This window comes from Erythrobacter sp. JB1-7 (genome assembly GCF_057365015.1).
Map to the genome: position 1 here is coordinate 1,299,171 of NZ_CP200291.1, position 24,567 is coordinate 1,323,737.

The 24,567-nt window shown below is 55.7% G+C and carries 26 protein-coding genes and 1 pseudogene; 16 read left to right on the forward strand and 11 right to left on the reverse strand.

From position 1 onward, the window contains the following. Positions 1-53 precede the first annotated feature (53 nt). The gene (locus AC0V6W_RS06225; protein ID WP_486148217.1) at positions 54-605 is read right to left on the reverse strand and encodes a winged helix-turn-helix transcriptional regulator; all 552 of its coding nucleotides are present in this window, start codon (positions 603-605) and stop codon (positions 54-56) included. A gap of 176 nt (positions 606-781) precedes the next feature. Here AC0V6W_RS06225 and AC0V6W_RS06230 point away from each other — a divergent pair, with 176 nt between their 5' ends. After that, positions 782-1,144, forward strand: coding sequence for a DUF8200 family protein (locus AC0V6W_RS06230; RefSeq protein ID WP_486148219.1), 363 nt, complete (start codon positions 782-784; stop codon positions 1,142-1,144). Positions 1,145-1,452: 308 nt separating this feature from the next. Here AC0V6W_RS06230 and AC0V6W_RS06235 read toward each other — a convergent pair whose 3' ends face one another. The 3 genes from AC0V6W_RS06235 to galE form a co-directional block, all read right to left on the reverse strand. Further along, positions 1,453-2,061, reverse strand: a complete 609-nt coding sequence (locus AC0V6W_RS06235; RefSeq protein ID WP_486148221.1) for an HAD family hydrolase — start codon at positions 2,059-2,061, stop codon at positions 1,453-1,455. A 95-nt stretch (positions 2,062-2,156) separates the two neighbouring features. After that, complete coding sequence (gene ykgO / locus AC0V6W_RS06240; protein WP_007165381.1) at positions 2,157-2,282, reverse strand: type B 50S ribosomal protein L36; 126 nt, start codon at positions 2,280-2,282, stop codon at positions 2,157-2,159. 102 nt (positions 2,283-2,384) lie between these two features. After that, the gene (galE, locus tag AC0V6W_RS06245) at positions 2,385-3,413 is read right to left on the reverse strand and encodes a UDP-glucose 4-epimerase GalE (RefSeq protein WP_486148223.1); all 1,029 of its coding nucleotides are present in this window, start codon (positions 3,411-3,413) and stop codon (positions 2,385-2,387) included. 134 nt (positions 3,414-3,547) lie between these two features. Between galE and AC0V6W_RS06250 the strand changes: the two genes are divergently transcribed. The 3 genes from AC0V6W_RS06250 (at position 3,548) to AC0V6W_RS06260 (ending at position 6,182) form a co-directional block, all read left to right on the forward strand. Then, complete coding sequence (locus tag AC0V6W_RS06250) at positions 3,548-4,183, forward strand: DUF4136 domain-containing protein (protein ID WP_486148225.1); 636 nt, start codon at positions 3,548-3,550, stop codon at positions 4,181-4,183. Positions 4,184-4,191: 8 nt separating this feature from the next. Next, a complete protein-coding gene (locus tag AC0V6W_RS06255) occupies positions 4,192-5,328 on the forward strand; it encodes a M14 family metallopeptidase (RefSeq protein WP_486148227.1) in 1,137 nt (378 codons plus the stop codon). 179 nt (positions 5,329-5,507) lie between these two features. Then, positions 5,508-6,182, forward strand: coding sequence for a DUF4197 family protein (locus AC0V6W_RS06260; RefSeq protein WP_486148229.1), 675 nt, complete (start codon positions 5,508-5,510; stop codon positions 6,180-6,182). Here AC0V6W_RS06260 and AC0V6W_RS06265 read toward each other — a convergent pair. The 3 genes from AC0V6W_RS06265 to AC0V6W_RS06275 all read right to left on the reverse strand — a co-directional run bounded on the left by AC0V6W_RS06265 (position 6,179) and on the right by AC0V6W_RS06275 (position 7,877). Further along, positions 6,179-6,610 carry a cytidine deaminase gene (locus tag AC0V6W_RS06265; RefSeq protein ID WP_486148232.1) on the reverse strand — a complete coding sequence of 144 codons (432 nt, stop codon included), beginning with the start codon at positions 6,608-6,610 and terminating at the stop codon, positions 6,179-6,181. The two genes, AC0V6W_RS06260 and AC0V6W_RS06265, sit on opposite strands and share 4 nt — an antisense overlap. Beyond that, entirely contained in the window at positions 6,607-7,254 is a 648-nt protein-coding gene (locus AC0V6W_RS06270; RefSeq protein WP_486148234.1) for a glycoside hydrolase family 25 protein, read from the reverse strand. Before AC0V6W_RS06270 ends, AC0V6W_RS06265 begins: the two co-directional genes overlap by 4 nt. A gap of 110 nt (positions 7,255-7,364) precedes the next feature. Beyond that, on the reverse strand, positions 7,365-7,877 hold the full coding sequence (locus AC0V6W_RS06275) for a UPF0262 family protein (protein ID WP_486148236.1): 513 nt from the start codon (positions 7,875-7,877) through the stop codon (positions 7,365-7,367). Between the two features lie 146 nt (positions 7,878-8,023). Here AC0V6W_RS06275 and AC0V6W_RS06280 point away from each other — a divergent pair, with 146 nt between their 5' ends. The 4 genes and pseudogenes from AC0V6W_RS06280 (at position 8,024) to AC0V6W_RS06295 (ending at position 12,137) form a co-directional block, all read left to right on the forward strand. Then, positions 8,024-9,532 carry a replicative DNA helicase gene (locus tag AC0V6W_RS06280; RefSeq protein ID WP_486148238.1) on the forward strand — a complete coding sequence of 503 codons (1,509 nt, stop codon included), beginning with the start codon at positions 8,024-8,026 and terminating at the stop codon, positions 9,530-9,532. Between the two features lie 102 nt (positions 9,533-9,634). Continuing rightward, entirely contained in the window at positions 9,635-9,979 is a 345-nt protein-coding gene (rpoZ, locus tag AC0V6W_RS06285; RefSeq protein WP_486148240.1) for a DNA-directed RNA polymerase subunit omega, read from the forward strand. Positions 9,980-10,197: 218 nt separating this feature from the next. Next, a pseudogene (locus AC0V6W_RS06290) lies at positions 10,198-10,928 on the forward strand (ParA family protein). A gap of 126 nt (positions 10,929-11,054) precedes the next feature. Beyond that, positions 11,055-12,137, forward strand: coding sequence for a DUF3667 domain-containing protein (locus AC0V6W_RS06295; RefSeq protein ID WP_486148242.1), 1,083 nt, complete (start codon positions 11,055-11,057; stop codon positions 12,135-12,137). Positions 12,138-12,218: 81 nt separating this feature from the next. On the opposite strand, the gene ftsH is transcribed toward AC0V6W_RS06295, so the two are convergent. After that, entirely contained in the window at positions 12,219-14,180 is a 1,962-nt protein-coding gene (gene ftsH, locus AC0V6W_RS06300; protein ID WP_486148244.1) for an ATP-dependent zinc metalloprotease FtsH, read from the reverse strand. Positions 14,181-14,281: 101 nt separating this feature from the next. Further along, positions 14,282-14,926, reverse strand: coding sequence for a TetR/AcrR family transcriptional regulator (locus AC0V6W_RS06305; protein WP_486148246.1), 645 nt, complete (start codon positions 14,924-14,926; stop codon positions 14,282-14,284). A 120-nt stretch (positions 14,927-15,046) separates the two neighbouring features. On the opposite strand from AC0V6W_RS06305, the gene AC0V6W_RS06310 reads away from it, so the two are divergent. Genes AC0V6W_RS06310 through AC0V6W_RS06325 form a run of 4 tightly spaced genes read left to right on the forward strand, consistent with a single transcriptional unit; the run spans position 15,047 to position 19,394 of the window. Beyond that, the gene (locus AC0V6W_RS06310) at positions 15,047-16,162 is read left to right on the forward strand and encodes an ABC transporter permease (RefSeq protein ID WP_486148248.1); all 1,116 of its coding nucleotides are present in this window, start codon (positions 15,047-15,049) and stop codon (positions 16,160-16,162) included. Between the two features lie 14 nt (positions 16,163-16,176). Further along, positions 16,177-16,911 carry an ABC transporter ATP-binding protein gene (locus AC0V6W_RS06315; protein ID WP_486148250.1) on the forward strand — a complete coding sequence of 245 codons (735 nt, stop codon included), beginning with the start codon at positions 16,177-16,179 and terminating at the stop codon, positions 16,909-16,911. Positions 16,912-16,949: 38 nt separating this feature from the next. Further along, positions 16,950-17,963 carry an efflux RND transporter periplasmic adaptor subunit gene (locus tag AC0V6W_RS06320; RefSeq protein WP_486148252.1) on the forward strand — a complete coding sequence of 338 codons (1,014 nt, stop codon included), beginning with the start codon at positions 16,950-16,952 and terminating at the stop codon, positions 17,961-17,963. Positions 17,964-17,966: 3 nt separating this feature from the next. Then, on the forward strand, positions 17,967-19,394 hold the full coding sequence (locus tag AC0V6W_RS06325) for an efflux transporter outer membrane subunit (protein ID WP_486148254.1): 1,428 nt from the start codon (positions 17,967-17,969) through the stop codon (positions 19,392-19,394). Here AC0V6W_RS06325 and AC0V6W_RS06330 read toward each other — a convergent pair. Together AC0V6W_RS06330 and AC0V6W_RS06335 are read right to left on the reverse strand one after the other, a co-directional pair. Then, positions 19,391-19,840 (reverse strand): MaoC family dehydratase, encoded by a 450-nt coding sequence (locus AC0V6W_RS06330; protein WP_486148256.1) that lies wholly within the window; start codon positions 19,838-19,840, stop codon positions 19,391-19,393. The genes AC0V6W_RS06325 and AC0V6W_RS06330 overlap by 4 nt on opposite strands. Positions 19,841-19,845: 5 nt before the next feature. Further along, positions 19,846-20,928: a CaiB/BaiF CoA transferase family protein gene (locus tag AC0V6W_RS06335; protein ID WP_486148258.1), complete on the reverse strand. Its 1,083-nt coding sequence runs from the start codon at positions 20,926-20,928 to the stop codon at positions 19,846-19,848. Between the two features lie 111 nt (positions 20,929-21,039). Between AC0V6W_RS06335 and AC0V6W_RS06340 the strand changes: the two genes are divergently transcribed. From AC0V6W_RS06340 to wecB, 4 genes are all read left to right on the forward strand, one after another. Next, positions 21,040-21,498 carry a glucuronosyltransferase gene (locus tag AC0V6W_RS06340; RefSeq protein WP_486148260.1) on the forward strand — a complete coding sequence of 153 codons (459 nt, stop codon included), beginning with the start codon at positions 21,040-21,042 and terminating at the stop codon, positions 21,496-21,498. Next, complete coding sequence (locus tag AC0V6W_RS06345; RefSeq protein WP_486148262.1) at positions 21,444-21,977, forward strand: glycosyltransferase; 534 nt, start codon at positions 21,444-21,446, stop codon at positions 21,975-21,977. Before AC0V6W_RS06340 ends, AC0V6W_RS06345 begins: the two co-directional genes overlap by 55 nt. Positions 21,978-22,108: 131 nt before the next feature. Continuing rightward, positions 22,109-23,419 (forward strand): UDP-N-acetyl-D-mannosamine dehydrogenase, encoded by a 1,311-nt coding sequence (gene wecC / locus AC0V6W_RS06350; RefSeq protein WP_486151478.1) that lies wholly within the window; start codon positions 22,109-22,111, stop codon positions 23,417-23,419. Continuing rightward, positions 23,416-24,555 (forward strand): non-hydrolyzing UDP-N-acetylglucosamine 2-epimerase, encoded by a 1,140-nt coding sequence (wecB, locus tag AC0V6W_RS06355; RefSeq protein WP_486148264.1) that lies wholly within the window; start codon positions 23,416-23,418, stop codon positions 24,553-24,555. Before wecC ends, wecB begins: the two co-directional genes overlap by 4 nt. Positions 24,556-24,567: the final 12 nt, after the last annotated feature.

Here is a 24,567-nt window from a genome sequence, read left to right on the forward strand (position 1 = left end):
AATAAACGCGGGCCATAATATTCCCGCTGGCTAGATTAGCCGGGTAGACCGGCCTAGCCCGCTGCTTTTTTCGCTTTGCCCAGTTCCACCACATCGCCATTGCCGCTGCCTGGCAGCGGGACAGCGATGGTGCCGTCGGCGCGTTTGCCCAGATCTGCCTTTTTGATGAGGTTGAGATCGGTGTGTTCCAGAATGCGGCCATCATGCGACAGGACCGATACCGATGATATTGGCAGCCGGTCCTGATCGTCGACCAGAACGGGGTCTTCGGCAACAAAATCGCTGCTGTATTTCTGGCCCCACAACCGCAAAGCGATCATCGAGGGAAGCAAATCGAACCCTTTTGCAGTGAGGCGGTATTCCACTTTGCGGCGATCATCTTCGCATGGTTCGCGTTTAAGGATGCCGTGATCGACCAGTTTGGCGAGCCGGTTGGACAGGATATTGCGGGCGATTCCCAATTCGGTCAGGAATTCCTCGAAATGTTTGAGCCCGTTAAAGCTGGCGCGCAGGATCATAAATGACCAGCGTTCCCCCATAACTTCAAGCGCTTGCGGCAGACCGCATTCGCACAAATCGCGCAGTGGCTCTCTTATTTCACCCATAATAATCCTTTCCCCAGCGTAAAGCTTAACCTGTTTTCCGGGGCGCATGCAAAAAATATTCAGTTTTAGGTTGCAACTTAAAACCCAATCACATAGGTAGTGATTCGCAACTGGTTTTGATATGAAACCTTTTGTTCAAAAGTTCAATGCTCCCCCTTGGAATAAAGGAAAACGTGATGTCCCTCTCCCCCTCACTCCCCCGCTCCCTGCCGTCGTTTGGCCGCGTGCTGATCTTTGCTTCGGCTCTGGTTTATACCGGCGCGACCTTTGGCGTGGCGACCAGTTCCACTGCCGCCATCGCGAAATCGGATGGCCCCTATTACACCGCAATGCTGGCGCAGCCTGCAGGCGAAAACCGCGCTGTGGCAGGCGGCGTTGCCTGGGCGTGCAAAGACAATATGTGCGTCGCCAATAAAGGCACCTCTCGCCCCATGCGCATCTGCCGCGGCCTGGCGCGCGAATTTGGCGAAGTGACAAGCTTCACCGCCAAAGGCAAAACCTTGGAAGCGGACAAGCTGGCGAAATGCAACGGCAATTGATGTGACCGAGTGCTGACAAACGGCCGCTCGCTTCTCTCCATCGCGAACGGCCGGCCATGACCCCGGTGCGCCCATTCCCCAGATGCGCACCGGGGTTTTTTGTGCGCGCTGACAGGTGGGCGATGGTTGGTGAAGGAGCGCTTGGGGGGTGTGAACGGTGTGGGATGTGTAAGCGCGGGGAGCGTGTGAGCGCTTGGAGGCGTGTTCTTTTATTACAAATGTAGGAAATTTTCAGGCAGCCAAGGTTTGCGGCCAAAGCCGTCATTCCCCACTCCAAATTGGGGCCTGATTAGAATGTGTTTGGTCAACTAAGAAACCAGAAACCCCGCCTCTACAAGCTGCCTCTCCAGCGCCTTTGCCGAGGTAAAAAGATGCGCATCCCAGCCGCGGTTTTTCGCCGCTTTGATGTTGTCGGGATTGTCATCGGTAAAGAACAATTGCGAGCCTTTTCGCCCACTTCGGCTTTCGGTGATTTCGTATATCCTGGGATCAGGTTTCGCGACCTTTTCAGTGCCCGAAACAATGATATCATCGAACAGATCAAAGACAGGCTGAGAGGGGCGAAAACCGTCCCAGAACTCCTCGCCGAAATTGGTGAGACCAAACAGCGGAACCCTGGCATCAGACAAGCGCTGCACCAGCTCAAGACTGCCGGGAACAGGCCCCGGAACCGTCTCGTTAAAGCGCGCAGCATAGGCGCGAATAAGCGCTTCGTATTGCGGGAAAAGCGCGATACGCTCAGGCAGCATATCCGCCAGAGAGCGGCCGCGATCATGTTCGAAATGCCAGGCTTCGGTGACGACATTGTCGAGGAACCAATCAAGCTGTTTTGGATCATCAATCAGCTTTGCAAACAAGTGGCGCAGGTTCCATTGAAACAGCACCCGGCCCACATCAAAGACAACCGCTTTATCCATTCCGCTCCCTCAAACAGCGACGGCCCGCACTCCGGTAAAAGGAGGCGGGCCGCTGAAACCTGAAACCGCTTATCCAAGCGGCCTTTCGCGCTCAATTATCCCTGACGGGCTTTGAAGCGGCGATTGGTCTTGTTGATGACATAAGTGCGCCCACGGCGGCGGATCACGCGGCAATCGCGGTGGCGGTTTTTCAGCGACTTGAGGCTGTTGCGGATTTTCACAGGGCTTACCTTTTGCGAATGGGTCAAATAAAAAAGCGCCAAGCAACCGGCCCGGCGCACTTCAATCTCAGCTGGGCCAGTTAGGTGCTCTGCCAGAAATGGTCAAGCATTCTCGCGGATTTCGGTCAATTTACGCTCCCAAGCGAGAGCATGCGCAATAATCGTATCAAGATCGGCGTGTTTTGGCTCCCAGGGAAGGGTCGCCCGGATACGCGAAGGGTCTGACACCAGCGAATCGGGATCGCCTGCGCGGCGCCCTTCGATGCGGCGGTCGATCTGTAAATTGGTCACGCGGTCCACCGCATCGAGAACTTCAAGCACGGAGAACCCCCGGCCATACCCGCAATTCATGGTGAGCGAACGCTGAGGCTGATCCATCAAAGCCTCAAGCGCAAGGACATGAGCGGCGGCCAGATCGCTCACATGGATATAATCGCGCACACCCGTGCCATCGGGGGTGTCGTAGTCGGTTCCGAATACGCTGACACTGTCCCGCTTGCCCAGCGCAGCTTCAACGGCGACTTTGATAAGATGCGTCGCGCCAGCTGTTGATTGCCCGCTCCGCGCGCGCGGATCAGCGCCGGCCACATTGAAATACCGCAAGGCGCAGAAATTGAGCGGATGCGCAGCGACCGTATCGCCCAGCATCTGTTCAGTCATAAGCTTAGACCAGCCATACGGATTGATCGGCTGGCGCGGCGTGTCTTCCGTTACGGGAGAAACTTCGGGTATGCCATAAGTCGCAGCCGTCGATGAAAATATGAAATGCGGCACACCCGCTTTAACCGCAGCCTCGATCAAAGCGCGGCTTTTGACGGTGTTGTTGTGGTAATATTTAAGCGGGTTCTCGACGCTTTCCGGCACCACAATTGAGCCTGCAAAATGCATCACCGCCTTGCAATCATGCTTGGCGAAGATTTGCGCCAGCAAAGCTGCATCCTCAATATCGCCTTCATAAAGCGGCACTGTGTCAGGCACCGCAAACCGAAAGCCTGTGGTAAGGTTGTCGATCACCACGACGGGCCAGCCCGCATCGCTCAAGGCGAGGACGGCATGGCTGCCAATATAGCCCGCTCCGCCAGTAACGAGGACACAGGGCTTGGTGGATTGCGTGTTTGAATGTGTCGTCATGCGGAACCGCTTATCAGAAATGCACTGCAAAAGAATGAAAGCCTTGGAAAAACATGTAATGTTTGGGATGCATTATACGGTTTTGCGGCGGGCCTGTGCTAGTCTTAAAAGACCAACAGAAAGGGATTCGCACCATGTCCTTCACCAAGAAACGCCCCTTGACGATCTTCGCCGCAATCGTAGCGACCGGATTGGCAGGCTGCGTCAGCACTTACACCGGCCCTGTCGAAGTCACCCGCTTTGTGGCTGAAAACCCCGCAGGGCTTGGTCAAGGTCCGATCCGCATCGAGTTTGCCAATGACGAACTCAAGTCGGAAACCCGTCAGGCCTTTGCCGCTGCGATAGCGCAGGAATTGTCGGAGCAGGGATATGATGTGCAACTCGTCACTCCGCCTGAAGGTATCGGCGCAGCGCACGTGGCAAGCGTTGATACGGCGCGCAATTCCATTGCCTCGGCAGGCAGGTCGCGCGGTCCCGTCAGCGTGGGTGTCGGCGGGGGAACAGGAGGGTTTGGCGGCGGTGTTGGCCTCGGGCTGGGGATCAATCTGGGCGGCGGCCAGCGCGGGCCCAACGCGGTTACTGATCTGTCCGTGCGCATCACAAATGCAACCGGGGCAACCCTTTGGGAAGGCCGCGCGCAGCAGGCGATCTCGGTCAATTCAGACTATGCCGACGTCGACGCCAGTGCACAGGCCCTAACCAAAGCCTTGTTCCGCGATTTCCCCGGCGGTAATGGCGAGACTATCAGCGTCGACGTCGACGACCTTTAAGGGACATTATGACCGCTATTGCCATCGATGCCGCTTTTGACAGCGGCAATATCGAAGTGCTCTCAATCGAAGGCAGCACCGCTCACCTTGCCATCTGCAAGGACAACTTGTCGCAATTTGCACAGTGGTTTCATTTCCGAGTGACAGGCGGCGCTGGCGAAGAGCTGGAATTGAAAATTACAGGCCTCAACAAATCCGCTTATCCTGGCGGCTGGCCGGGCTATGATGCGTGCGTATCGGAAGATCGCGAATATTGGGCGCGTGCAGCCAGCAGCTTTGACAAAGACGAAGCAGAAGGCACACTCACAATCCGCTACACGCCAGCCTCAAACATTGCCTATTTCGCTTATTTTGCGCCTTATCCGATTGAGCGTCACCACGATCTGGTGGCAGAGGCAGCGGCAAGCGAAGGGGTGGAGGTTACCCGGCTTGGCACAACGCTTGAGGGCCGTCCGCTTGATATGCTGAGCATGGGCGAAGGTGAGACAAAAGTGTGGCTCTATGCTCGCCAGCACCCTGGCGAAACACAGGCCGAATGGTGGATGGAAGGGGCGCTGGAATGCCTCACCGATCCCACCGATCCGGTGGCGCGGGCATTAAGGCACAAATGCCGGCTGTTCATCGTGCCCAATTGCAATCCTGATGGGTCTGCCCGCGGACATTTGCGCACCAATGCGATCGGCACCAATTTGAACCGCGAATGGGCCAATCCTTCTGCTCAGAAATCTCCCGAAGTGCTCGCAATCCGCAACGCCATGGACGACAGCGGCGTTGATTTCGCGATCGATGTGCACGGCGATGAAGCCATCCCCGCCAATTTCCTCGCAGGGTTTGAAGGCATTCCATCATGGAGCGAGGAACAAGGCGCACAATTCTATCGCTACCAGCGCATCCTTGATCGGCGCACGCCCGATTTTCAGACCAAGTTGGGCTATCCCAAGACAGCTGCGGGCAAAGCCAACTTGGGGATCAGCACCAATCAGGTGGCAGAACGTTTTGGTGCCTGCGCCATGACACTGGAAATGCCTTACAAAGATCTGACCGATTTCCCGGAGCCGGAGCAGGGATGGTCACCGGAGCGCTGTAAAATGCTGGCGCGCGACTGCCTGGCGGCATTGGCCGAATGGCTTGAGGCAAGCGAATAGACCAGCAACACAATTTACCATTTCTGGCAGGCGATGTTCATACTGGCGGGCTGGCATTGTGATATAGCACCTCTTGAGAAGATAGAGGGAGAGACGCTGTGCCACATTCAAAACTACACACACCAATTCACAGGCGAGCCATTCTGGCGGGCATTGGCATGGCAAGCGGAGCACTTGTGATGCCCGCGGCCGCCCATGCCCAAAGCCTTGGCGACATTTTGGGTGGCAGCAAATCGAAAGGCGATAGCGGGCTTGGCCTGTCGTCGCTGCTGGGCAAGGCAACTGACAATGCGCTTGATGATTTGGCGCAGCCCGGCGCCTTTTTCAACGATCAAGATATTCGTATCGGTCTGCCTTTGCTGGGCAAACTGGGCGGCGGATCGAAAGCCGGCGGCGGGGGATTGCTTGGCACTGTCCTTGGAGCAGGCTCGAAGCTGGCGGGCCTTCCGGGACTTGATGGCATTATCCGCGGCATCAATGATGGCGCAGGCGTAGCCGCTGGCGAGGCCAAACCGATCTTTCGCGAGGCAATTGACGGTCTGTCGTTCAGCGATGCCCCCGGCATCATCAAGCAGAACGACGGCGGCACGCAATATCTGAGGCAATCATCGAACGACAGCCTACTCGAAAAGCTTTTGCCACTGGTCGACAGCGCTCTTGGCGATGCGGGCATTCATGGCCAGATCGAGAAACTGGGCGCACAGTCCAGCCTTATCAGCCAAGCAGGGTTGAACCGCGAAAGCGTCAATAAAACTGTCACCGATCAGGGTTTGGACGGCATTTTCAAATATGTCGGCAAAGAAGAAATCGCCTTTCGCAAGAACCCGCTAAAAGGTCTTGGCGGCATTTTCTAAGCGAGACTTTCGGGGCCAAAGGCATGCGGGAGCAGGTCGGACAAATGCACTGTGCGCACTTGATCTGCGCCCACACAGAATATGACCGGATCGCTCCCGCCTAATGCCGCCAATTCATGCAGGATCTGGCGGCATCGCCCGCACGGCGTAATCGGTTCACCAGCGCCTTTATCATCCGGTCCAATGACCGCAACGGCTACCAGCCCGCCACGCCGACCTTCCCCAAAAGCGCGCGAAACCGCCACCGTTTCCGCGCATAGCGCAAGCCCATAGCTGGCATTTTCAACATTGCTGCCAGTAATCACTGCGCCATCGTCGAACAACAAAGCCGCACCCACCTGATAATCGGAATAGGGCGCATAAGCATTATGCGAAGCATTGCGCGCTGCTGCAATCAATGCGTCGCGTTGACCGATATCAAAGCTCATTTTTGCACCACCACCCATTCAAGCGGCTCATCAGCCGCAGCGCTATGATATTGACTGTTCGCACTCCATAAGAGCCAGGGCCGCCCGGCGTAATCCGGCCGCGCCCTGTCGCGCATCAGCCATAAATCACGCTCAATACTGCGCGCGGTGCGATGACGCTGTTCAAACGCTTCGCCAATTTTCAGAATTACGGGTTTTCCCGCATGCATCTCGATCTGATTGACCAATGTCATCAGCTCGCTTTCGACCGCAGCATCGCTAACCGCTTTGGGGCAATCGCTTGCCAATCGTTTGAGCTCGATGGCAGGCGGCAACAATTCTGGGCTGCGCGGGACCATCTGAGTAAAATAAGCGCTTTGCATATCGGCAGAAATGCAAGGGTTAAAGGAAACGACAACGCCAATTTTCACCTTTGTGCGCGATGCCCGCGCGTATCTATCGGCAAAATCATCATCCAGCGCGCGTGATTGTTGTTCAAGGCGCAGATACACAAATTGTGCGCCAATGGCCGAAAGCGCGGCGTATTGCATGCCCTCCGGCTCTGATGGAATGACGACACCCTGCTCGGGGTATAATGCGGTGTCAGGCCGCCATTCGCGCATGTCAATCCACAGCCATGCTGCAAAAATGATCGCAACAAGCACTCCCGCAGCAATGGTCAGCCAGATTAGCCTGAACCACCGGCTCTGAGTTGTTTTGCGCTTGGAACGCGCACGAGGGCGCTTGGTTTGGGAAGAAACAGCCAAAGCCCGCCCTACCCTTTGATATGAAGAACGCAGATCAGCGTGAACAAACGGCGTGCTGTTGCGAAATCAGTTTCGACCTTGCCCTCAAGCCGTTCCAGCAAAAGCCCAGCAGAGCTGTTGTGTATCCCTCGCCGGGCCATGTCGATCGTCTCGATCTCCGCCGGTGTGGCTTTGCGGATGGCCTGGTAATAGCTGTCGCAAATAGCAAAATACTCGCGGATCGGACGGCGGAACCGCGCCAATCCGATCAGCAACGTCTCGAGCGGCTCTTCGGCTTCACTGCTGATATCCATGGCCAACCGGCCATCGGTTACCCCAAGATGCAGCCTGTAGGGTCCATTGGCACCGCGCTCTACACTTCGCACAGGTTTGAAGGTGTTTTCCTCAATCAAGTCATAGATCGCCACACGGCGTTCTTGTTCGACATCCGCGTTGCGCCAAAGGATCGTCTCTTCGTCAAGAGCGATATGAGCAATCCGGTGCGTTCCGGCAGCAGAGGAATCGGGCGGCAGAGTGGCCATGGACAAAGCTCTTCGCAGATCGGGTGGCCACACTTCAAGCTCTTCGCGAAACCATCCCCGCAATCCACAAGGTTTTGGCCGAGCGAAAAAATAAATTCTCTGCCTTTCCCTTGCATCAAACGACTGGCTGCGCGCATCAAGAGCGAATGCCTGAAACCGAAATTCTATCGATCGTCCCGGCCGAAAATGACGCCGTGCGCAAGCTTCCCTCCAATCTTGAAGCGGAAGCTGCGTTTTTGGGCGCGGTGTTGATCGACAACCGTGTGATCGAGGAGCTTCAAGCGCCGATTCGCGCTGATCATTTCTTCGAACCGCTGCATCAACGCATTTTTGAGCGGGTTTTGACTTTGCTCGAACGCAACGCGACCGCATCGCCTGTAACCTTGCGCCCCTATTTCGAAGCGGACGAAGCGTTGAAAGAGCTGGGCGGTCCAAGCTATCTGGCGAAACTCACCGCAAGCGGCGCTGGCCTGCTTGCCCCGCGTGAACTTGCCCAGCAGATTTACGATCTGGCGTTGCTACGTGAATTGGTGAGCGTCGGGCGCGGGCTGGTCGAAGGGGCGCTTGATACGTCGGAAGAAACCGATCCAATGGACAGGATCAGCCAAGCCGAAGCCGATCTGTTCAAAGTCGCAGAAGGCGCTGCCACAGGCAAAGAGGCATCAAGTTTCCGCACTGCCGCGCTCGAAGCCATCAAAATGGCCGAAGCTGCGATGAATTCAGGCGGCGGGCTTTCGGGCAAGACGACCGGGCTCGATTCGATTGATCGCAAGACCTCGGGCCTGCATAATTCCGACCTTATCATCCTTGCTGGTCGTCCAGGCATGGGCAAAACATCTCTTGCGACCAATATCGCATTCAATTGCGCTGAGGCGCATTTGAATTGGCAACATGATGGCGGCGATCACAATTACGGCGCACCCGCGGCCTTTTTCAGCCTAGAGATGAGCGCAGACCAACTCGCCACCAGGATTTTGGCGGAGCAAGCGGAAATCAGCTCAGAAGCGCTGCGCAGCGGTAAAATGAGCCGAGAGGATTTTCAGCGTCTATCTTTCGCCAGCCAGCGATTGTCCGATCTGCCCTTGTACATTGATGATACGCCGGCGCTTACCATTGGTGCGCTGCGCACGCGCGCCAGGCGGTTGAAGCGGCGGCATGACATAGGATTGATCGTGGTTGACTACCTCCAGCTGTTGCAAGGCTCTGGCCGCGCAAACGACAACCGCGTAAACGAGATTTCAGAAATTAGCCGGGGGCTGAAAACCCTTGCGAAAGAACTCAGCGTACCGGTTATCGCGCTATCACAGCTCAGCCGGGCCGTGGAACAGCGAGAAGACAAGCGCCCGATGCTGTCCGATCTCAGGGAATCAGGCTCGATTGAGCAGGACGCTGATATGGTCTGGTTCGTCTACCGGGACGATTATTATCTCGAAGCGATCAAACCCGATTTCCCAACTGAGAATTCCAGCCCCGATTCGGTTGAGAAATATCGGGCCTGGGAAGAAAAATACGAGGAGCTGAAAAACCGCGCCTCGGTCAATATCGCCAAACAACGCCATGGCTCAACCGGCAACGTCCCACTGCATTTCCAAAGCGAATTCACCAAATTCACCTCGCCCAATCTCAAAGACTATTCCGAATGGGGCTTTGAATGATAGGAAACAAGACTGGCCGCCTGAACGCGGCATTTTCTTGACTTTTCCCGCCGATATCATAGTTGAGGCTCTCTCCTAAAGTTTCAGAAAGACATTTCGCCCATGGCACGCGTTACCGTTGAAGATTGCGTCGACAAGGTTCCAAACCGTTTCAACCTTGTGTTGCTGGCAGCCCAGCGCGCACGCGAAATCTCGGGCGGAAGCGAGCTGACGATTGATCGTGATCGCGATAAAAACCCGGTTGTGGCCCTTCGCGAAATTGCCGATCAAACGGTACGGCCGAAAGATCTGCAGGAATCGCTCGTCACGGGTCTTCAAAAGATCCTCCCTGATGATGAAGATGATGCCGATGAAATCGGCTCGCTCAGCCAGTCGGCCGAAGCTTTGCGCATCACAGCATCCGCACCCACTCGCTCAACGTCGATTGGCGCTGATTACGAAGGTTGAAGGATCACGACACGCCGGATCATTTCGGCATGAAAGGCTGCCTGACCGGGCGGCCTTTTTCATTTTGGGACGCACACGCTTTTTTGTGCAACATCTTTCGGTTGTTGCTTAGTAGCGTGGCGATGAATAGCGGAACGGCGGCCTCTTGATCTAGCGCGCTGCCAATATCCGCCCAAACAACGTCACACTTCACGCAAAGGACTGAGCAGCTAAATCCCATGGCATCGATTGCGGTCTACAGTGTCAAAGGCGGCGTGGGTAAGACCACTTTTGCAGTCAATCTAGCCTGGTGTGCCGCCAACATTTCCCGCCGCAAAACGCTGTTATGGGATTTGGATGCGTCAAATGGATCAGGATTTCTGCTCGGAATTGACCCCCAGAAAAAACGCGCTGCAAAGTCTGTTTTTTCTGGGCAGCGCGATCTAGCCAAATACATCCAACCAACGCAATACAGCAACCTTTCCCTGCTCCCCGCCGATGAGAGCATTCGCACCTTGGATCGTCAGTTCAACAAGCTGGGCAAAAAAAACGACTGGCAAAGCTGAACTCTGCGCTTGCAAAAGATTACGACAGGATCATTTTCGATTGCCCGCCTGTGCTGAATGAAATCAGCGGTCAGGTGATGCGTGCGGCAGATTTGGTTATCGTTCCTCTGCCCCCCTCACCTCTGTCCACCCGGGCATTTGAAATGGTCGTTGCTGAAGTCCGCGGCAGCGGCAAAAAACACCCGCCGATCCTGCCTGTGCTATCCATGGTGGATATGCGGCGCAGCCTTCACAAGCAGGCGCGAGAAGAAAATCCCAGTTGGCCAATCATCCCTCTTGCCAGCGCGATTGAGCAATGCGCGGTCACACGCAAACCGGTTGGCGCTTTTGCACCGCGCTCAATAGCCGCACGCGGTTTCGCCCAATTGTGGACTGCGATTGAGCGCAAATTGGCGATAGGCTGAGACTTGGCTGTACAGATTGCGGCTGATTAAAACCATCCATCGACTCGCGCGGTCTGGATAAGCTCGTAGCCTCCCCCTATACCGCGCACGTGCGTGAACATCGCACAGGGGCAAGGGCGCAAAGAAATGGCTGATATTGCAGAAGGTGTTGGCGGCGTTGCCGAAGGCGCACTCTTAAGCGCGGCAGTTGAACCCGATAACGGTGATCCAACCTCGCCTGAAGGAACCGAAACCTGTCCGAATTGTCGGGCTAACGCCGGCGGCGCGTATTGCTGGAACTGCGGCCAGAAGCTGCACGTTCATCGCACTTTGCGGGCAATCGGCCATGACCTGATGCACGGTGTGCTGCATCTGGATGGCAAGCTGTTTACGACGCTGCCGGTACTAGCTTTCAAGCCCGGTGAGCTCACGCGGCGATACGTCGAAGGCGAGCGTGCAAAGTTCGTCAGCCCCATCGCAATGTTTCTCTTCAGCGTTTTTGCGATGTTCGCTGTTTTCCAAATGCTCGGCCTGTCGGTTCCAGCCGACTTGGATGGAGACCTTGGTGCCGAGGGAGTGAGTCAGTATCCTGAGCAGTTTCTGGTGCAACAGGAAAAGCAGCTGAAAACCGAGCTGGCTGAGCTAGAGCCGGGCGCAGAGGGCTATGAAGCGAGCCGCCAAGAAACAGAAGCTGCGCTCGCAGCTACCCGGGAGTTTCTCGAGCAAGTGCAGAGTCCTGCGACCGATCCAGGCGACAATTCGATCAATCTACGCGACATGGAGGTCAACCTTACAGGGATTGAGCAACTGGATAGGGGGCTCATCGAAAAGTGGCAGAGAAATCCGAGCCTTATGCTCTATAAATTGCAGGCAAACGGATACAAGTTCAGCTGGTTGCTGATCCCACTCTCGCTGCCCACCATGCTTCTCCTATTCTTGTGGCGACGACAATTTCACGCTTACGATCACACGGTTTTCATCACCTACTCACTGAGCTTTATGTCTCTGTTATTTATTGCGCTTTCGTTCGTCGGCGCAGCTGGTCTTGATTTGAACTGGGTGCTGACTGCCTTCGCCATCATCGCGCCGCTGCACATCTACAAGCATTTGCGCAATGCCTATGGCTTGTCCCGATTTTCCACCATGTGGCGCTTTGTCGGCCTTTTGTTCGGAATAATGTTCGTGTTGATCGGATTTCTGCAGGTGCTGTTTCTCCTCGGCGCTTTCTGACATCTGTGCAGTCGCCGGAAGCGTCCAAAGAGAAAGGCGCCGGATCACTCCGGCGCCTTTCTTACCTTTTCGAAATCTCGACTAAGCGCCCTGAGGGGCTTCGTCGCCGTTTGAGCCAAACCGCTTGCCTGCCTTGGGTATAGCTGACCCATGTGTTGGAATGCTTGAAACCGGACCAGCGGGCGCATCAGGACGATCAAATTTCCCTGTGTCCAGCAAGACCTTGATCTCCTCGCCCGACAAGGTCTCGTATTCAAGCAGCGCTTGAGCCAACAATTCAAGCTGATCGCCGTGTTTCTTCAGCAAATCGGTCGCACGCTTATGTGCGCTTTCAACCAAGTCTTTGATTTCGGCGTCAATCATCTTGTTGGTTTCTTCGCCGGCCATTGTGCGCGCGGTTTGCCCCATGCCGAGATAGCCTTCTTGGCTCTGCTCATATTGCAAGGGACCCAGCTTTTCAGACATGCCCCATTTGGTGACCATGTTCCGAGCAAGATCGGTGGCGTATTGGATATCGGAAGACGCGCCCGAACTAACCTTGTCGTGGCCGAAAATAAGTTCTTCAGCCACGCGTCCACCCATGCTGACCGACAGGTTCGCGTGCATTTTATCGCGGTGATAAGAATAGCTGTCGCGTTCCGGCAGACGCATGACCATACCCAGGGCGCGACCGCGCGGGATGATCGTGGCCTTGTGAATTGGGTCTGACGCTTCTTCGTGGACAGAGACAATCGCATGGCCAGCCTCATGATAGGCGGTCATTTTCTTCTCATCATCGGTCATCACCATGGAGCGGCGCTCTGCGCCCATCATGACTTTGTCTTTTGCATCCTCAAACTCTTGCATCGCCACAAGACGCTTGTTCCGGCGCGCAGCCAGCAAAGCAGCCTCGTTCACCAGATTGGCCAGATCAGCGCCTGAGAAGCCCGGTGTTCCGCGCGCAATCGTGCGCGGCTTCACATCCGGGGCCAACGGCACTTTTTTCATGTGTACGCCGAGAATTTTCTCGCGGCCTTCAATATCGGGAATGGGCACCACCACTTGGCGATCAAACCGGCCGGGACGCAGCAAGGCAGGATCCAAAACATCTGGCCGGTTGGTGGCCGCGATGATGATGATGCCTTCATTGGCTTCGAAGCCATCCATTTCGACGAGCAGCTGGTTCAAGGTTTGCTCACGCTCATCGTTGGAATTGCCGAGCCCGTGGCCACGCGAACGGCCAACTGCGTCAATCTCATCAATGAACAGAATGCAGGGCGCGTTTTTCTTGGCCTGTTCGAACATGTCGCGCACACGGCTTGCACCAACGCCAACAAACATTTCAACAAAATCGGACCCTGAGATGGTGAAGAAGGGGACACCCGCTTCGCCGGCAATAGCGCGGGCCAGTAGTGTTTTACCGGTACCAGGTGATCCAACCAACAAAGCGCCCTTGGGAATTTGACCACCCAGTTTGGAAAACCGCTGAGGATCTTTCAAAAACTCAACAATCTCCTGCAATTCCTCGCGCGCTTCATCAATACCTGCAACGTCATCAAATGTGACGCGTCCCTGGCGTTCGGTGAGCATTTTTGCTTTCGATTTGCCAAAACCCATAGCGCCGCCACCGCTGCCCTTTTGAACCTGACGCAAAGCGAAAAAGGCGATCCCAAGGATTAGGATAAAGGGCAGCGAATTAATGAGTATGTAGGCGAGCAGGCTGGTCTGTTCCCGGGGACGCCCGGTAAAATCGACATTGTTTTTTTCCAGCAGCCCAGTCAGCTCGGTGTCGGTCGGAACTGGGATCGTCTGGAAAGGCTCATCATTCGTGAGAGTCCCGGTGATCCGATCCTCACCCAACTGCACATCTTTCACTCGGCCCTCAGTAATGGCGTCACGAAACTCAGAATAGCGAATTTCCTGCCCAGCGGGCTGGCCTGAATTGGTGAACAAGGAAACTGCCAACAGCAGAGCGAGGAATATACCGCCCCAAATCATCAGCTGTTTCACCCACGGGTTCTGGCCCTCAGGAGGTTGCTGGTTCGGATCGTTCTGGTCGCTCATCTAAAGTGATTCCTTTCTCAGAACATCAATGTAGGATTAGGCGCGTGAATGGCAAGATAACGTGACGTATCCGTTAGGGGGCGGTTTCCGTCAAAGCAGACCTATTTGCCGCCATAGGCAGCCAAAAACACACTCACCGCGCCTGCGATCCTGCGGTCTCGATCCTTTTTTGAGATGGTCTCGCCGAAGCGATATTCGAGATCACCCATGCCTTTGCATAAAGAGACAAACTGTTCAGCAGCAAGCGATGGATCATCAATATTCAGCTCGCCAGACGCATCAGCATAGGCCAACAATTCGCTAAACGCGGCTTTCATGCGCCAAGGTCCTGCTTCCAGAAAAGCACGGGCAATGTTCGGATGGTCCTGCGTCTCGGCGGCAATACGATGTTCGAATCGGCGCATTTCCGGGCGCATCAGAAAATCGCACATGCTTTCGCCGATCACCTCTAAACGCTCGCGCATACTGCCTGGCGGCAAAGCATCAAGCGAGAAAAGCCCGCTCATCCTCGCGCATTCCAGTTCGACAGCGGCAGCGAACAAAGCCTGCTTATCTCCAAAGTGATTGTAAACCGTTACTTTAGAAACGCCCGCATCTGCAGCGACTTGCTCAATCGCGGTGGCAGCAAATCCGTGCTTGAAGAAATGCTGTGCCGCTGCAGCTATAATGGCACGCCGTTTGGCGCTATCTACAGGTCGGCCAAGCTTTTTAGCAGGCGGCAGGGATACATTCTGAGACATGGTCATTGACAAACTGTACGGCGGCGTTCAATTAAACGCTTCCGTTCAATAATAGCATTTGCTCCTGCGTTCTCAACCCCAACCCTTCGCCAAAGGTTCCCCGTCGTGCTCTGGATCGCCATTAGAATGCTTACAGGAGATCCGCAGAAATTCTACGGGCTCCTTTTCGGCATTGGCTTTTCAACGCTGTTAATCACCCAGCAGCTCACGATCTTCGTAAATCTTATCGAACGCGGCGCGAGCGGTGTGTACAACGCTCCAGAGGCAGAAGTGTGGGTTATGGACCCGGTCAGCCGCACGACCGAGGTGAATTATGCCATGCCTTCGACCGCTCTTGATGAAGTTCGATCGGTGGAAGGGGTGGAATGGGCTGTGCCGCATTTGCGCGCGACGGCGTCAGTTCGAACCAGCACGGGTGATTTGGAAGGCGTGAACATCGTCGGCGTGGATGACTCGACGTTGATCGGATTGCCCGAACGGCTGATCGAAGGCGACCGGCTGACCCTTTCCCAGCCAGACAGTGTCTTGATTGATGATACAGGCATTTCGAAGCTGTTCGAAAACGGTGAAGACCCCATTGGTCAAAGGCTGGAGTTGAACGACCAGCGCGCAGTTATCCGCGGTATCGCTGACTCAATCCCGGCATTTACGGGGCAGGTGACGTTATACACTAAATATAGCCGAGCGCTTAACTACGTGCCGGGAACCCGTAACCGGCTGACGTTTGTCCTCGTGGGTGTCGGTGAGGGAGAAACGCCGGAAAGTTTGTCCAACCGCATTTCGCAGCAAACCGGATTAAAAGCTCTGCCTCGCGAAGATCTGGCAAGGTCAGGAGTTGATTTCATTATCGAGAATACAGGGATCCCGCTCAATTTCGGGATCACGGTGGCTCTTGGATTTATAGTCGGCGTCGCGATTGTTGGCCTAACTTTCAGCCTATTCATTCGCGACAATATCAAACAGTTTGGTGCGCTAAAAGCGATCGGTGTCACCAATTCGAAGATTGCGACTATGGTCGTGGCACAGGCCGCATTGGTCGGATCTGTCGGCTATGCGATGGGCGTCATCGGCACCGCAGTTTTTGTCTGGGGCTTTTCGGGAGACCCCACTTTCAAAGGTTTCTATATCCCATGGCAAATCCCCTTAATCAGTCTGGTCGCCGTTGTTGTTATCTTGGCGATGACTGGTTGGATTTCTCTTCGTAGCGTTATGCGAACAGAACCTGCCTCGGTCTTCAGGTAAAGATCGCAGAGCATATGCATACGCCATCAGACAATCCCGCTAAAACAGCATCCTCAGCGATCAGCGCGCGCGCGATTGTGCGCGATTTTCAAGCTGGGCAATCAACTATTCGGGTTCTGCACGGGATTGATACCGATATACGCTCCGGCGAAATGACGTTTGTCGTTGGCGAAAGCGGCTCTGGCAAAACCACGCTCATTTCGATCATGTGTGGAATTTTGTGGCCTACTGAGGGCGAAGTGCAGGTTTTTGGTACGGATATCTATGCCCTTTCCGACACGCAATTGGTCAATTTCCGTCTCGAAAATATCGGCTTTATTTTCCAGCAATATAATCTCATCCCAAGCATTGATGCCGCCGCAAACGCGGCTGTTCCGCTGATCGCAAAAGGCATGGAAATCGGGCGCGCGCGGCGCAAAGCCACGGAATTGCTCGATGCGCTGAATATTGCCGATCAGGCAGACAAGTTGCCGCGCCAGCTTTCGGGTGGTCAACAGCAACGCGTCGCCATCGCCCGTGCGCTGGTGCACGAACCCCGATTGGTGGTTTGCGATGAGCCAACTGCTGCGCTCGATGCGCGGTCTGGCCGGAAGGTCATGGACCTGTTGCGCGATGTGGCGGTTTCACAAGACCGCGCCTGCATCATCGTCACGCATGACAACCGCATCTTCGATCTGGCGGACCGTATTCTGGTGCTCGAAGATGGGCGCATCACGCATGATGGTTCAGATATGCCCGATGGCCACTAAATCCCTTCCATTTATCGCCAGCACCTCTTGAGGACACCATGTCGCTTCTTCCCCAAAATCTTAGCTTTTCCAGGCAGATCTTGCCCGTTCTCGCATTGATCGGTCTTGTCTTGGCGACGTTATACGTTTTGTCTGGACTGCCCGACCGGGAAAACACCCAGCCGCAGGCGGAGCCTCCCAAGGCATCCGGCTCTCTGGCCAATTCGGCGCGGGTTGCTGGTGTTGGTCTGGTCGAACCATCGAGCGAGATCATCGATATCGGCAGTGCTTTGTCGGGACTTGTCACAGATGTGCGCGTGGAACCGGGGGATAGAGTGGAGAAAGGCCAGCCGCTATTTGTTGTTGATGATCGCGCAGTACGATCTCAACTGACAGAAGCGAATGCCGCCATTGAAGAAGCAAAAGCAGCAATTTCAGAAGCACAAACCGCGCGCAACACTGCACGGCGCCAATTGGCACTCTATCGCGCCCTCGACGATCCGGCCGCTGTCAGCCAGGCAGAAATCATCCAAGCAGAGGGAGAGGAGCGCGCTGCAGCCAGCCGCCTCAATTCTGCACGCGCGCGCCTGTCGGCAGCCCAAGCTCGATCTGGCAGCGCCAAAACAGAGCTGAGCCGACTGACTGTCCGCGCTCCGATTGCCGGCGAAATCCTGGCGGTCAACATTCGCGCAGGCGAATTTGTCGCAACACAGGGCGGCGCGAGCGCGCCCTTTATTCAGATGGGCGAGACAATGCCGCTGCATGTTAGAGTCGATATCGATGAAAATGAGGCGGTTCGGGTAAAAATTGGTGCACCTGCCACTGTGTCACCGCGCGGCGCGGCTGACTTGCAGATCGAAGCTGAATTCGTGCGTGCAGAGCCGCTAGTGGTACCCAAGAGGCAGCTGACCAACAGCGCGGCTGAGCGTGTTGATGTCCGTGTCCTCCAAGTAATTTATGCTCTCCCCCAAACCGATAGCTTCCGTGTAGGCCAGCAGGTTGATGCCTTTATCGCTGCCCGCGAAACAAGCAGGTCCGGCAGCGATGCATCCAAGCAAAGCGGGGACGAATGAGTCATGCGCACGCTCGTAATTTTGCTCGCATCAATCAGTCTTGCCGGATGCGTCGCGGGGCCCGCGCCCAAAATCGCGACACCTGCGCCAGATCTTGGCACGGAGTATTACTTCAGCGTGCCCGCCGATACCAATGCAACACTTGCCGATCTCTTGCCAGGCGGCGATCCTGCGTATCAAGCGCTTTCCAGCGCAGCACTAGAAGGCGCGCCTACACTGGCAGAGGCGGCAGGCCGCGTAGAGGCAGCGAGAGCGGGTGTGCGCGGCGCGGCGGCGGCGCGTCTGCCTAATATCACAGCCGATGCCTCAGTTACGGGCAACCGGATTAACCCCAATCAGTTTGGCGCAGAGAATCCCTTCGCCTCGCAAATCGATACCGAACAGCTTATTTATGGAGCTAACCTCACTGCGAGCTGGGATGCCGATCTGTTTGGCAGACTGAAAGCAAACGAACGAGCGGCGATCGCAAGAATAGACAGCGCAAGCGCTGCAGCTCAAAGTGTGCGCATTGCACTGCTTGCCGAAATCGCTGGCAGCGTCGTTGACTGGCGCGTTCTGGCCGAACGCACAGCGGCTTTGGAAGCAGATGTGAGCGCCGCTGAGCAACTCGCCCAGCTCGCCAAAGTGCGCGAAGATGCTGGCATTTCCCCAGGGTTTGACCGGTTGCGGGCTGAAGCGGCGGCAAGCAGCTCGCGCGCGCGGCTCGCGACTTTGCAAAGCGAGCGCGTTCGGATGATCGGGCGTTTAGTCACGCTGACAGGGCAACCAGCCAGCCTGGTTGCGCAGGCCTTGGCATCTGAAGGTCCAGCGCTTGCGCAAAACCCCCTGCCGCGATCTTTGCCTTCTCAATTGCTTGCCAATCGTCCTGATGTGTTGGCTGCGGGCGCTGAACTTGCTGCGACAGATCAGGATTTGGCTGCGGCTGCGCGGTCACGATTTCCGCAGCTGAACCTTTCATCGGTTGTAGGTCTGCTTGCCTTCAACCCGGGCGATGTTTTTGACAGTGATTCCCTCGTGGGCGCGCTCACCGCTGGAATTGCCGGGCCCATGTTCGATTTTGGCCGTATTGAGGCGCAGATTGATAGTGCTGCCGCGAATAAGCGCATCGCTTTTGCAGCCTATCGCGGCGCCGTGTTTCAGGCGCTCGGGGATGCAGAGGCTGCGTACGGCCTGATTGAGGCCAGCGATCGCGAAGCCGACCTGTCGATCCAAGAACGCGATGCTTTGCAGCGGGCCGCATCGCTTGCCGAGACTCGATACCGTGCCGGTTTAGCGAATTTCCTCGAAGTGCTCGAAGCCCGCCGTGCTGCTGATGCGAGCGGCGAGCGCGCCGCAGCCGCACTAGGCCGCGCGATGCGCGCGCGCATCATTTTGTGGCAAGCACTTGGCGGGGACACGAAGCCGTCTGCAGCTGATGATGCGAGCACCTAATTGGATAGCCTTAGCAATGCGGCCCGCTCACACCGGCACACGACATCATCACGCTGATTGAGCAGTTCGTGAGTGAACGTCACAATCCCTGCTTCAGGGCGAGATTTGCTCTCCCTGAGCCCCGTCACCTCGCTTTGGGCGCGCATAGTATCACCGATGAAAACAGGCTTGGGCGTCACCACTTTATCGAAGCCCAGATTTGCGACCAACGTGCCCAAAGTGGTGTCGCCAACTGACAGTCCGACAAGCAGCGAAAAAGTGAAAGTCGAGTTCACCAGGATTTGGCCAAATCCGCTTTCTTTTGCAGCCTCGATATCTAGGTGCAGTGGCTGCGGATTGTGTGTCATGGTTGAAAACAGCAGATTGTCCGTTTCAGTTACTGTTCGGCGGATTTCGTGCTCAATCCGTTCGCCAAGCTGCCATTCATCGAAGCATTTGCCCGCCATGTCTGCTACCCCTGCTTTTCCCAAGACGCGACCACATCGCGCCCTGCATCATCGCTCGAACGCACTGCGCCGGGTGTCCGGCTGAATCGCGGTGCAGGCGCTGTGTGCCAATCCCCATCATGTTCAACAAATGCACCGCGCGCTTTCATATGGGGGTGATGCCGAGCTTCATCGAGGTCAAGCACAGGGGCAAAACACGCATCTGTCCCTTCAAGCAATTCGCACCATTCGTCTCGGTTTTTTGTCTTGAACAAAGCCGCGACCTGCTCAGCATTGTTATCCCAATTGGCCGGGTTCATCTGCCCTTCTGCAAGGCCTGCTGGCGCGCCCGCTTTGGCCAAAAACTCTGCGTAGAATTGCGGTTCGATCGCGCCTAGCGAGATGTCTTTGCCATCCTTGCATTCAAAACAGCGGTAAAAATGCGCCGCGCCCCCCAGCATGCCCATGCCGCGTTCGGTGGTTAGAAACGGACGATTGCGCACTCCGAAGAAAAAGCTCATCAAACTGGTCGCGCCATCGACGATGGCTGCGTCAACCACTTGACCCTTCCCAGAGCGTTCACGCTCATAGAGCGCTGACAAAATTCCGAACGCGCAATACATCGAGCCCCCGCCAAAATCGCCGACGAGATTTTGCGGCGGTACAGGCGGATTGCCTGCTTTACCCACGGCCGACAAAGCGCCTGTAAGGGCGATATAGTTGATGTCGTGTCCTGCCGCCTGCGCCAATGGGCCGTCCTGGCCCCAGCCAGTCATCCGGGCGTAGACAAGGCGCGGATTTTGGCTGAGCAATTCATCAGGTCCCAGCCCTAACCGCTCCATCACGCCGGGCCTGAATCCTTCGATCAGAACATCCGCTTTACTCGCCGCATCAAGGCAAAAAGCGAGCCCTTCTTCCGATTTCAGGTCAAGAGCAATCCGGTGCCGTGCGCGTTCGACCACTGGATTGCTTGGCGCGCTGCCAGGCCTTTCTATTCGCACAATTTCTGCGCCCAGATCGGCCAGCAGCATTCCGACATGAGGTCCGGGGCCGATACCGCTAAATTCCACAACCTTCAGCCCTTCTAGCGGGCCTGTTTGATTAGCCATCCTTATGTGTCCCTCTCTATCCTTTAACAGCGCGGCCCCGGCCGCCAATTGACTTGGCCATGGCGCTCTTTCAAGACCTTTACCGCAACTGAGACGGCGGGGTAGCTCAAATTGAATAAGTCTCCAAAACGTGTGCTTGCGGCTGCATCTGGAGGCGGGCATTGGGAGCAGCTTATGCTGCTGCGCGGAGCGTTTGAAGGGCAAGATCTAAGCTATGCAACAACGGATGCTGCGATGCCCCAACTGCACTGCATCGAAAACGCGGCATTGCTACCCGATTGCAACCAGCACCAGCCATTTCGCGCTGTCTGGTGTATGTTCGCCGCTTGCTGGTTGATCTTGAAGGTTCGCCCAGATGTCGTTGTGTCAACTGGCGCGGCGCCGGGCTTTTTCTGCATCCTGATGGGCCGCCTTGTTGGCGCGCGCACCTTATGGATCGATAGCGTTGCCAATGCCGATGCCATGTCAATGTCTGGCAGATTATCGAAGCGGGTGGCCCATGAGTGCCTGACGCAATGGGAACATCTGGCTGCCGAGCCTCGTCCAAGTTTTCGCGGGGCAGTGCTTTGATCCTGGTAACGGTCGGGATGCAACTTGGCTTTGATCGTTTGATCAAAGTGATGGATGAACTTGCCCCCACCCTTGAACAGCCACTGATCGCACAAAGCGGCAAGGGTTCTTTTAACGCCCGGCATATGGAACAGCGCCGCACATTGGCACCAGATCAGTTTGAAGCGCTGGCCAATACTGCGGATCTAATCGTGAGCCATGCCGGAATAGGCACGGTCCTCACCGCAAAGCGGCTTTCCAAACCGATTGTGCTGTTTCCGCGCCGAGCGAGTTTGGGCGAGCACCGCAACGACCATCAATTGGCCACTTGCCGGCAATTGGGACAAAGGCCTGGAATTCAATGCGTTTTCGAAGAGTGTGACTTGCTTTCAGCCATCCAATTGGGGCTGAAGACCAAGGCGGGCGCGGCCTCAAGTCCACCTGCGACCGCCCAACTTGAAGCCGCCATTGTCACCTTTATCGCGACCGGGACTATCTAAGCATTGCTCGCGCAAAATGTAAAAACTGGATGCCAAGCAGGTTAAATCGGCTAAACCCCATTCAAGACTAACACGATTTTAAGCTAGATCACCTTATGCAGCCGCGCAGCAAGAAAATGGATGATCCTGCAATGAATGCACCTTTTGATACAGCCTTAGCAACTGGCCCTAATGCAGCGGTGCAACCAGCACCTGATCACCAGATTGCCGTTATAGGACTAGGCTATATCGGGCTGCCAACTGCAGCCGTTTTAGCGAGCTATGGCTGGAATGTGTGCGGTGTCGATGTGTCGGAAGATGTGGTTAATACAGTGAATGCTGGAGGCGTGCATATAGAGGAACGCGATCTCGATCAGCTGGTCCATGACGCCATTGCGTCAGAAAAACTGATTGCCTCTACCGAAGTGCCCGCTGCGCATTTCTATATGATCGCAGTGCCGACGCCGCTCGCAAAAGATAACACACCCGATATCGGCTATGTTGAGGCAGCCGCCCGCGCAATTGCTCCCAAAATCCTCCCCGGCGCATGCGTGATCGTTGAAAGCACATCTCCGGTCGGAACGACAGAAAAAGTCGCAGAGATTATCGCGGAGCAACGCCCTGATTTGAACGTTCCGCGTTTCGGCCAAGCTGCTGATGCACCAGCCGATATCGCGCTCGCTTATTGCCCTGAACGCGTGCTGCCAGGCAAAATCGTGCACGAACTGGTAGCCAATGACCGCGTAATCGGCGGCATCACCCCCGCCTGCGCTGAACGCGCCGCAGCGATGTATACAAGTTTCGTCAAAGGTGATTGCTTACAAACCAATGTGCGCATTGCCGAAACGGTCAAGTTGGTTGAAAATAGCTTTCGCGATGTGAACATTGCGTTTGCCAATGAACTGTCGATGATCGCCGATGAAATCGGCGTCGATGTCTGGGATGTTATCCGGCTCGCTAACCGGCATCCGAGAGTTAATATACTCCAGCCTGGTCCCGGCGTGGGGGGGCATTGTATAGCGGTTGACCCCTGGTTCCTGGTGGCTTGCGCCCCTGCTGCCGCTAAGCTTGTGCGAACAGCGCGTGAAGTCAATGATTACAAGGCTTTGCACACTCAAAACCGCATCCGCTCGCTGCTGAAGGCAGCTCCGGGTGGGAAAGTCGCATTGCTGGGTCTCGCGTTTAAGCCTGACATAGATGATTTTCGCGAAAGCCCGGCACTCGAAATCGCCGAAAGCCTTGCTCCTGAATTAGGCGAGAAAATGCTGGTGGTTGAACCATTTGCGGATGCTTTGCCGTCCGGCTTTGACGGCACAGGTGCCCGGCTGGTCGAACTTGACGAAGCCTTGGCCGAAGCCGAGGTCATCGTAATTCTCGTAGACCACACAGCTTTCAAGCATCTGGTGCCAAGCGATCTTGCGGGCCGGATTGTTTTCGATACGCGCGGAATGCTTAAACGATGAGCAATGCTTCGCGGCGACCGCGCATTTTGGTAACATTTGGTACGCGGCCTGAAGCCATAAAAATGTTCCCGGTTGTGGCCGCTCTCAAGGCCGCAGACCGGTTCGATGTGCGCGTGGCAGTGACTGCGCAGCATCGCGAGATGCTCGATCAAGTTCTTGAAATTGCCGATATTAAGCCCGATGTCGATCTCGACCTGATGGAGCCTGGGCAAAGCCTTGATGCGCTCTCAGCGCGCATCGTTACTCGCTTTGGTGAAGCCCTTGATAGCGAAAAGCCGGATAGGGTTTTGGTGCACGGCGATACACTCACAACGATGATGGCAACGCTCGCCTGCTATTTTCGCCGCATTCCCGTTGGCCATGTCGAAGCAGGCCTCAGAAGCGGAGACATCTATTCGCCTTGGCCTGAAGAAGTGAACCGCAAAGTGACAGGCGCTGTGGCCGATCTGCATTTTGCCCCAACCAACAATGCCGCCGCTGCCTTGAGGGCAGAAAATGTGCCGGCCAGCTGCATCCATGTGACCGGCAACACGGTGATCGATGCGCTGTTTTCCGCGCGCGAGAAAATCGCACAAGAGCCCGATCTTGCGCCTGAAGTGGCAAAGCTTGCCCAGCGTTTTGCGGGCAAGCGTATCATCGCAGTAACAGCTCACCGGCGCGAGAATTTCGGACACGGAATGGAAGAGATTGCCGCTGCTCTTCGAGAACTTAGCGAACGAGATGATGTCGCAATCATCTATCCCATGCATCCCAATCCGAATGTCGTTAAGGTGATGCAGCCGGCGCTGGAAGGGCGCGAGAACATCGCTTTGATAGAACCGCTGGATTACCTTGGCTTTGTTGCGATGATGGAGGTTTGCGACCTGATGCTTACCGATTCTGGCGGCATCCAAGAGGAAGCCCCAAGTTTAGGCAAACCAGTCCTCGTGATGCGGGACACGACCGAGCGACCAGAGGGCGTAGAAGCAGGCACATCCACGCTGGTGGGCGCAGACAAGACGGCGATATTACACCACGCTCAGCGCCTGCTTGATGATCCTGATGCGTATTTTGCGATGGCTCAAGCACACAATCCATACGGAGACGGAACGGCGAGCCAGAAGATCGCTCAGATCATCGCAACTGGGCACGATTAAACCGCTGGGATC

Coding starts and splice junctions, on each gene's coding strand:
- AC0V6W_RS06310 (WP_486148248.1), top strand. CDS start 15,047: ATGCTTACAGGAGATCCGCAGAAATTCTACGGGCTCCTTTTCGGCATT.
- AC0V6W_RS06345 (WP_486148262.1), top strand. CDS start 21,444: ATGGGAACATCTGGCTGCCGAGCCTCGTCCAAGTTTTCGCGGGGCAGT.
- AC0V6W_RS06295 (WP_486148242.1), top strand. CDS start 11,055: ATGGCTGATATTGCAGAAGGTGTTGGCGGCGTTGCCGAAGGCGCACTC.
- AC0V6W_RS06230 (WP_486148219.1), top strand. CDS start 782: ATGTCCCTCTCCCCCTCACTCCCCCGCTCCCTGCCGTCGTTTGGCCGC.
- AC0V6W_RS06280 (WP_486148238.1), top strand. CDS start 8,024: ATGCCTGAAACCGAAATTCTATCGATCGTCCCGGCCGAAAATGACGCC.
- AC0V6W_RS06275 (WP_486148236.1), bottom strand. CDS start 7,877: ATGGCCACTCTGCCGCCCGATTCCTCTGCTGCCGGAACGCACCGGATT.
- AC0V6W_RS06250 (WP_486148225.1), top strand. CDS start 3,548: ATGTCCTTCACCAAGAAACGCCCCTTGACGATCTTCGCCGCAATCGTA.
- AC0V6W_RS06305 (WP_486148246.1), bottom strand. CDS start 14,926: ATGACCATGTCTCAGAATGTATCCCTGCCGCCTGCTAAAAAGCTTGGC.
- AC0V6W_RS06315 (WP_486148250.1), top strand. CDS start 16,177: ATGCATACGCCATCAGACAATCCCGCTAAAACAGCATCCTCAGCGATC.
- wecB (WP_486148264.1), top strand. CDS start 23,416: ATGAGCAATGCTTCGCGGCGACCGCGCATTTTGGTAACATTTGGTACG.
- AC0V6W_RS06325 (WP_486148254.1), top strand. CDS start 17,967: ATGCGCACGCTCGTAATTTTGCTCGCATCAATCAGTCTTGCCGGATGC.
- AC0V6W_RS06335 (WP_486148258.1), bottom strand. CDS start 20,928: ATGGCTAATCAAACAGGCCCGCTAGAAGGGCTGAAGGTTGTGGAATTT.
- AC0V6W_RS06225 (WP_486148217.1), bottom strand. CDS start 605: ATGGGTGAAATAAGAGAGCCACTGCGCGATTTGTGCGAATGCGGTCTG.
- AC0V6W_RS06330 (WP_486148256.1), bottom strand. CDS start 19,840: ATGGCGGGCAAATGCTTCGATGAATGGCAGCTTGGCGAACGGATTGAG.
- AC0V6W_RS06235 (WP_486148221.1), bottom strand. CDS start 2,061: ATGGATAAAGCGGTTGTCTTTGATGTGGGCCGGGTGCTGTTTCAATGG.
- AC0V6W_RS06255 (WP_486148227.1), top strand. CDS start 4,192: ATGACCGCTATTGCCATCGATGCCGCTTTTGACAGCGGCAATATCGAA.
- AC0V6W_RS06260 (WP_486148229.1), top strand. CDS start 5,508: ATGCCCGCGGCCGCCCATGCCCAAAGCCTTGGCGACATTTTGGGTGGC.
- galE (WP_486148223.1), bottom strand. CDS start 3,413: ATGACGACACATTCAAACACGCAATCCACCAAGCCCTGTGTCCTCGTT.
- wecC (WP_486151478.1), top strand. CDS start 22,109: ATGAATGCACCTTTTGATACAGCCTTAGCAACTGGCCCTAATGCAGCG.
- AC0V6W_RS06265 (WP_486148232.1), bottom strand. CDS start 6,610: ATGAGCTTTGATATCGGTCAACGCGACGCATTGATTGCAGCAGCGCGC.
- AC0V6W_RS06320 (WP_486148252.1), top strand. CDS start 16,950: ATGTCGCTTCTTCCCCAAAATCTTAGCTTTTCCAGGCAGATCTTGCCC.
- ftsH (WP_486148244.1), bottom strand. CDS start 14,180: ATGAGCGACCAGAACGATCCGAACCAGCAACCTCCTGAGGGCCAGAAC.
- rpoZ (WP_486148240.1), top strand. CDS start 9,635: ATGGCACGCGTTACCGTTGAAGATTGCGTCGACAAGGTTCCAAACCGT.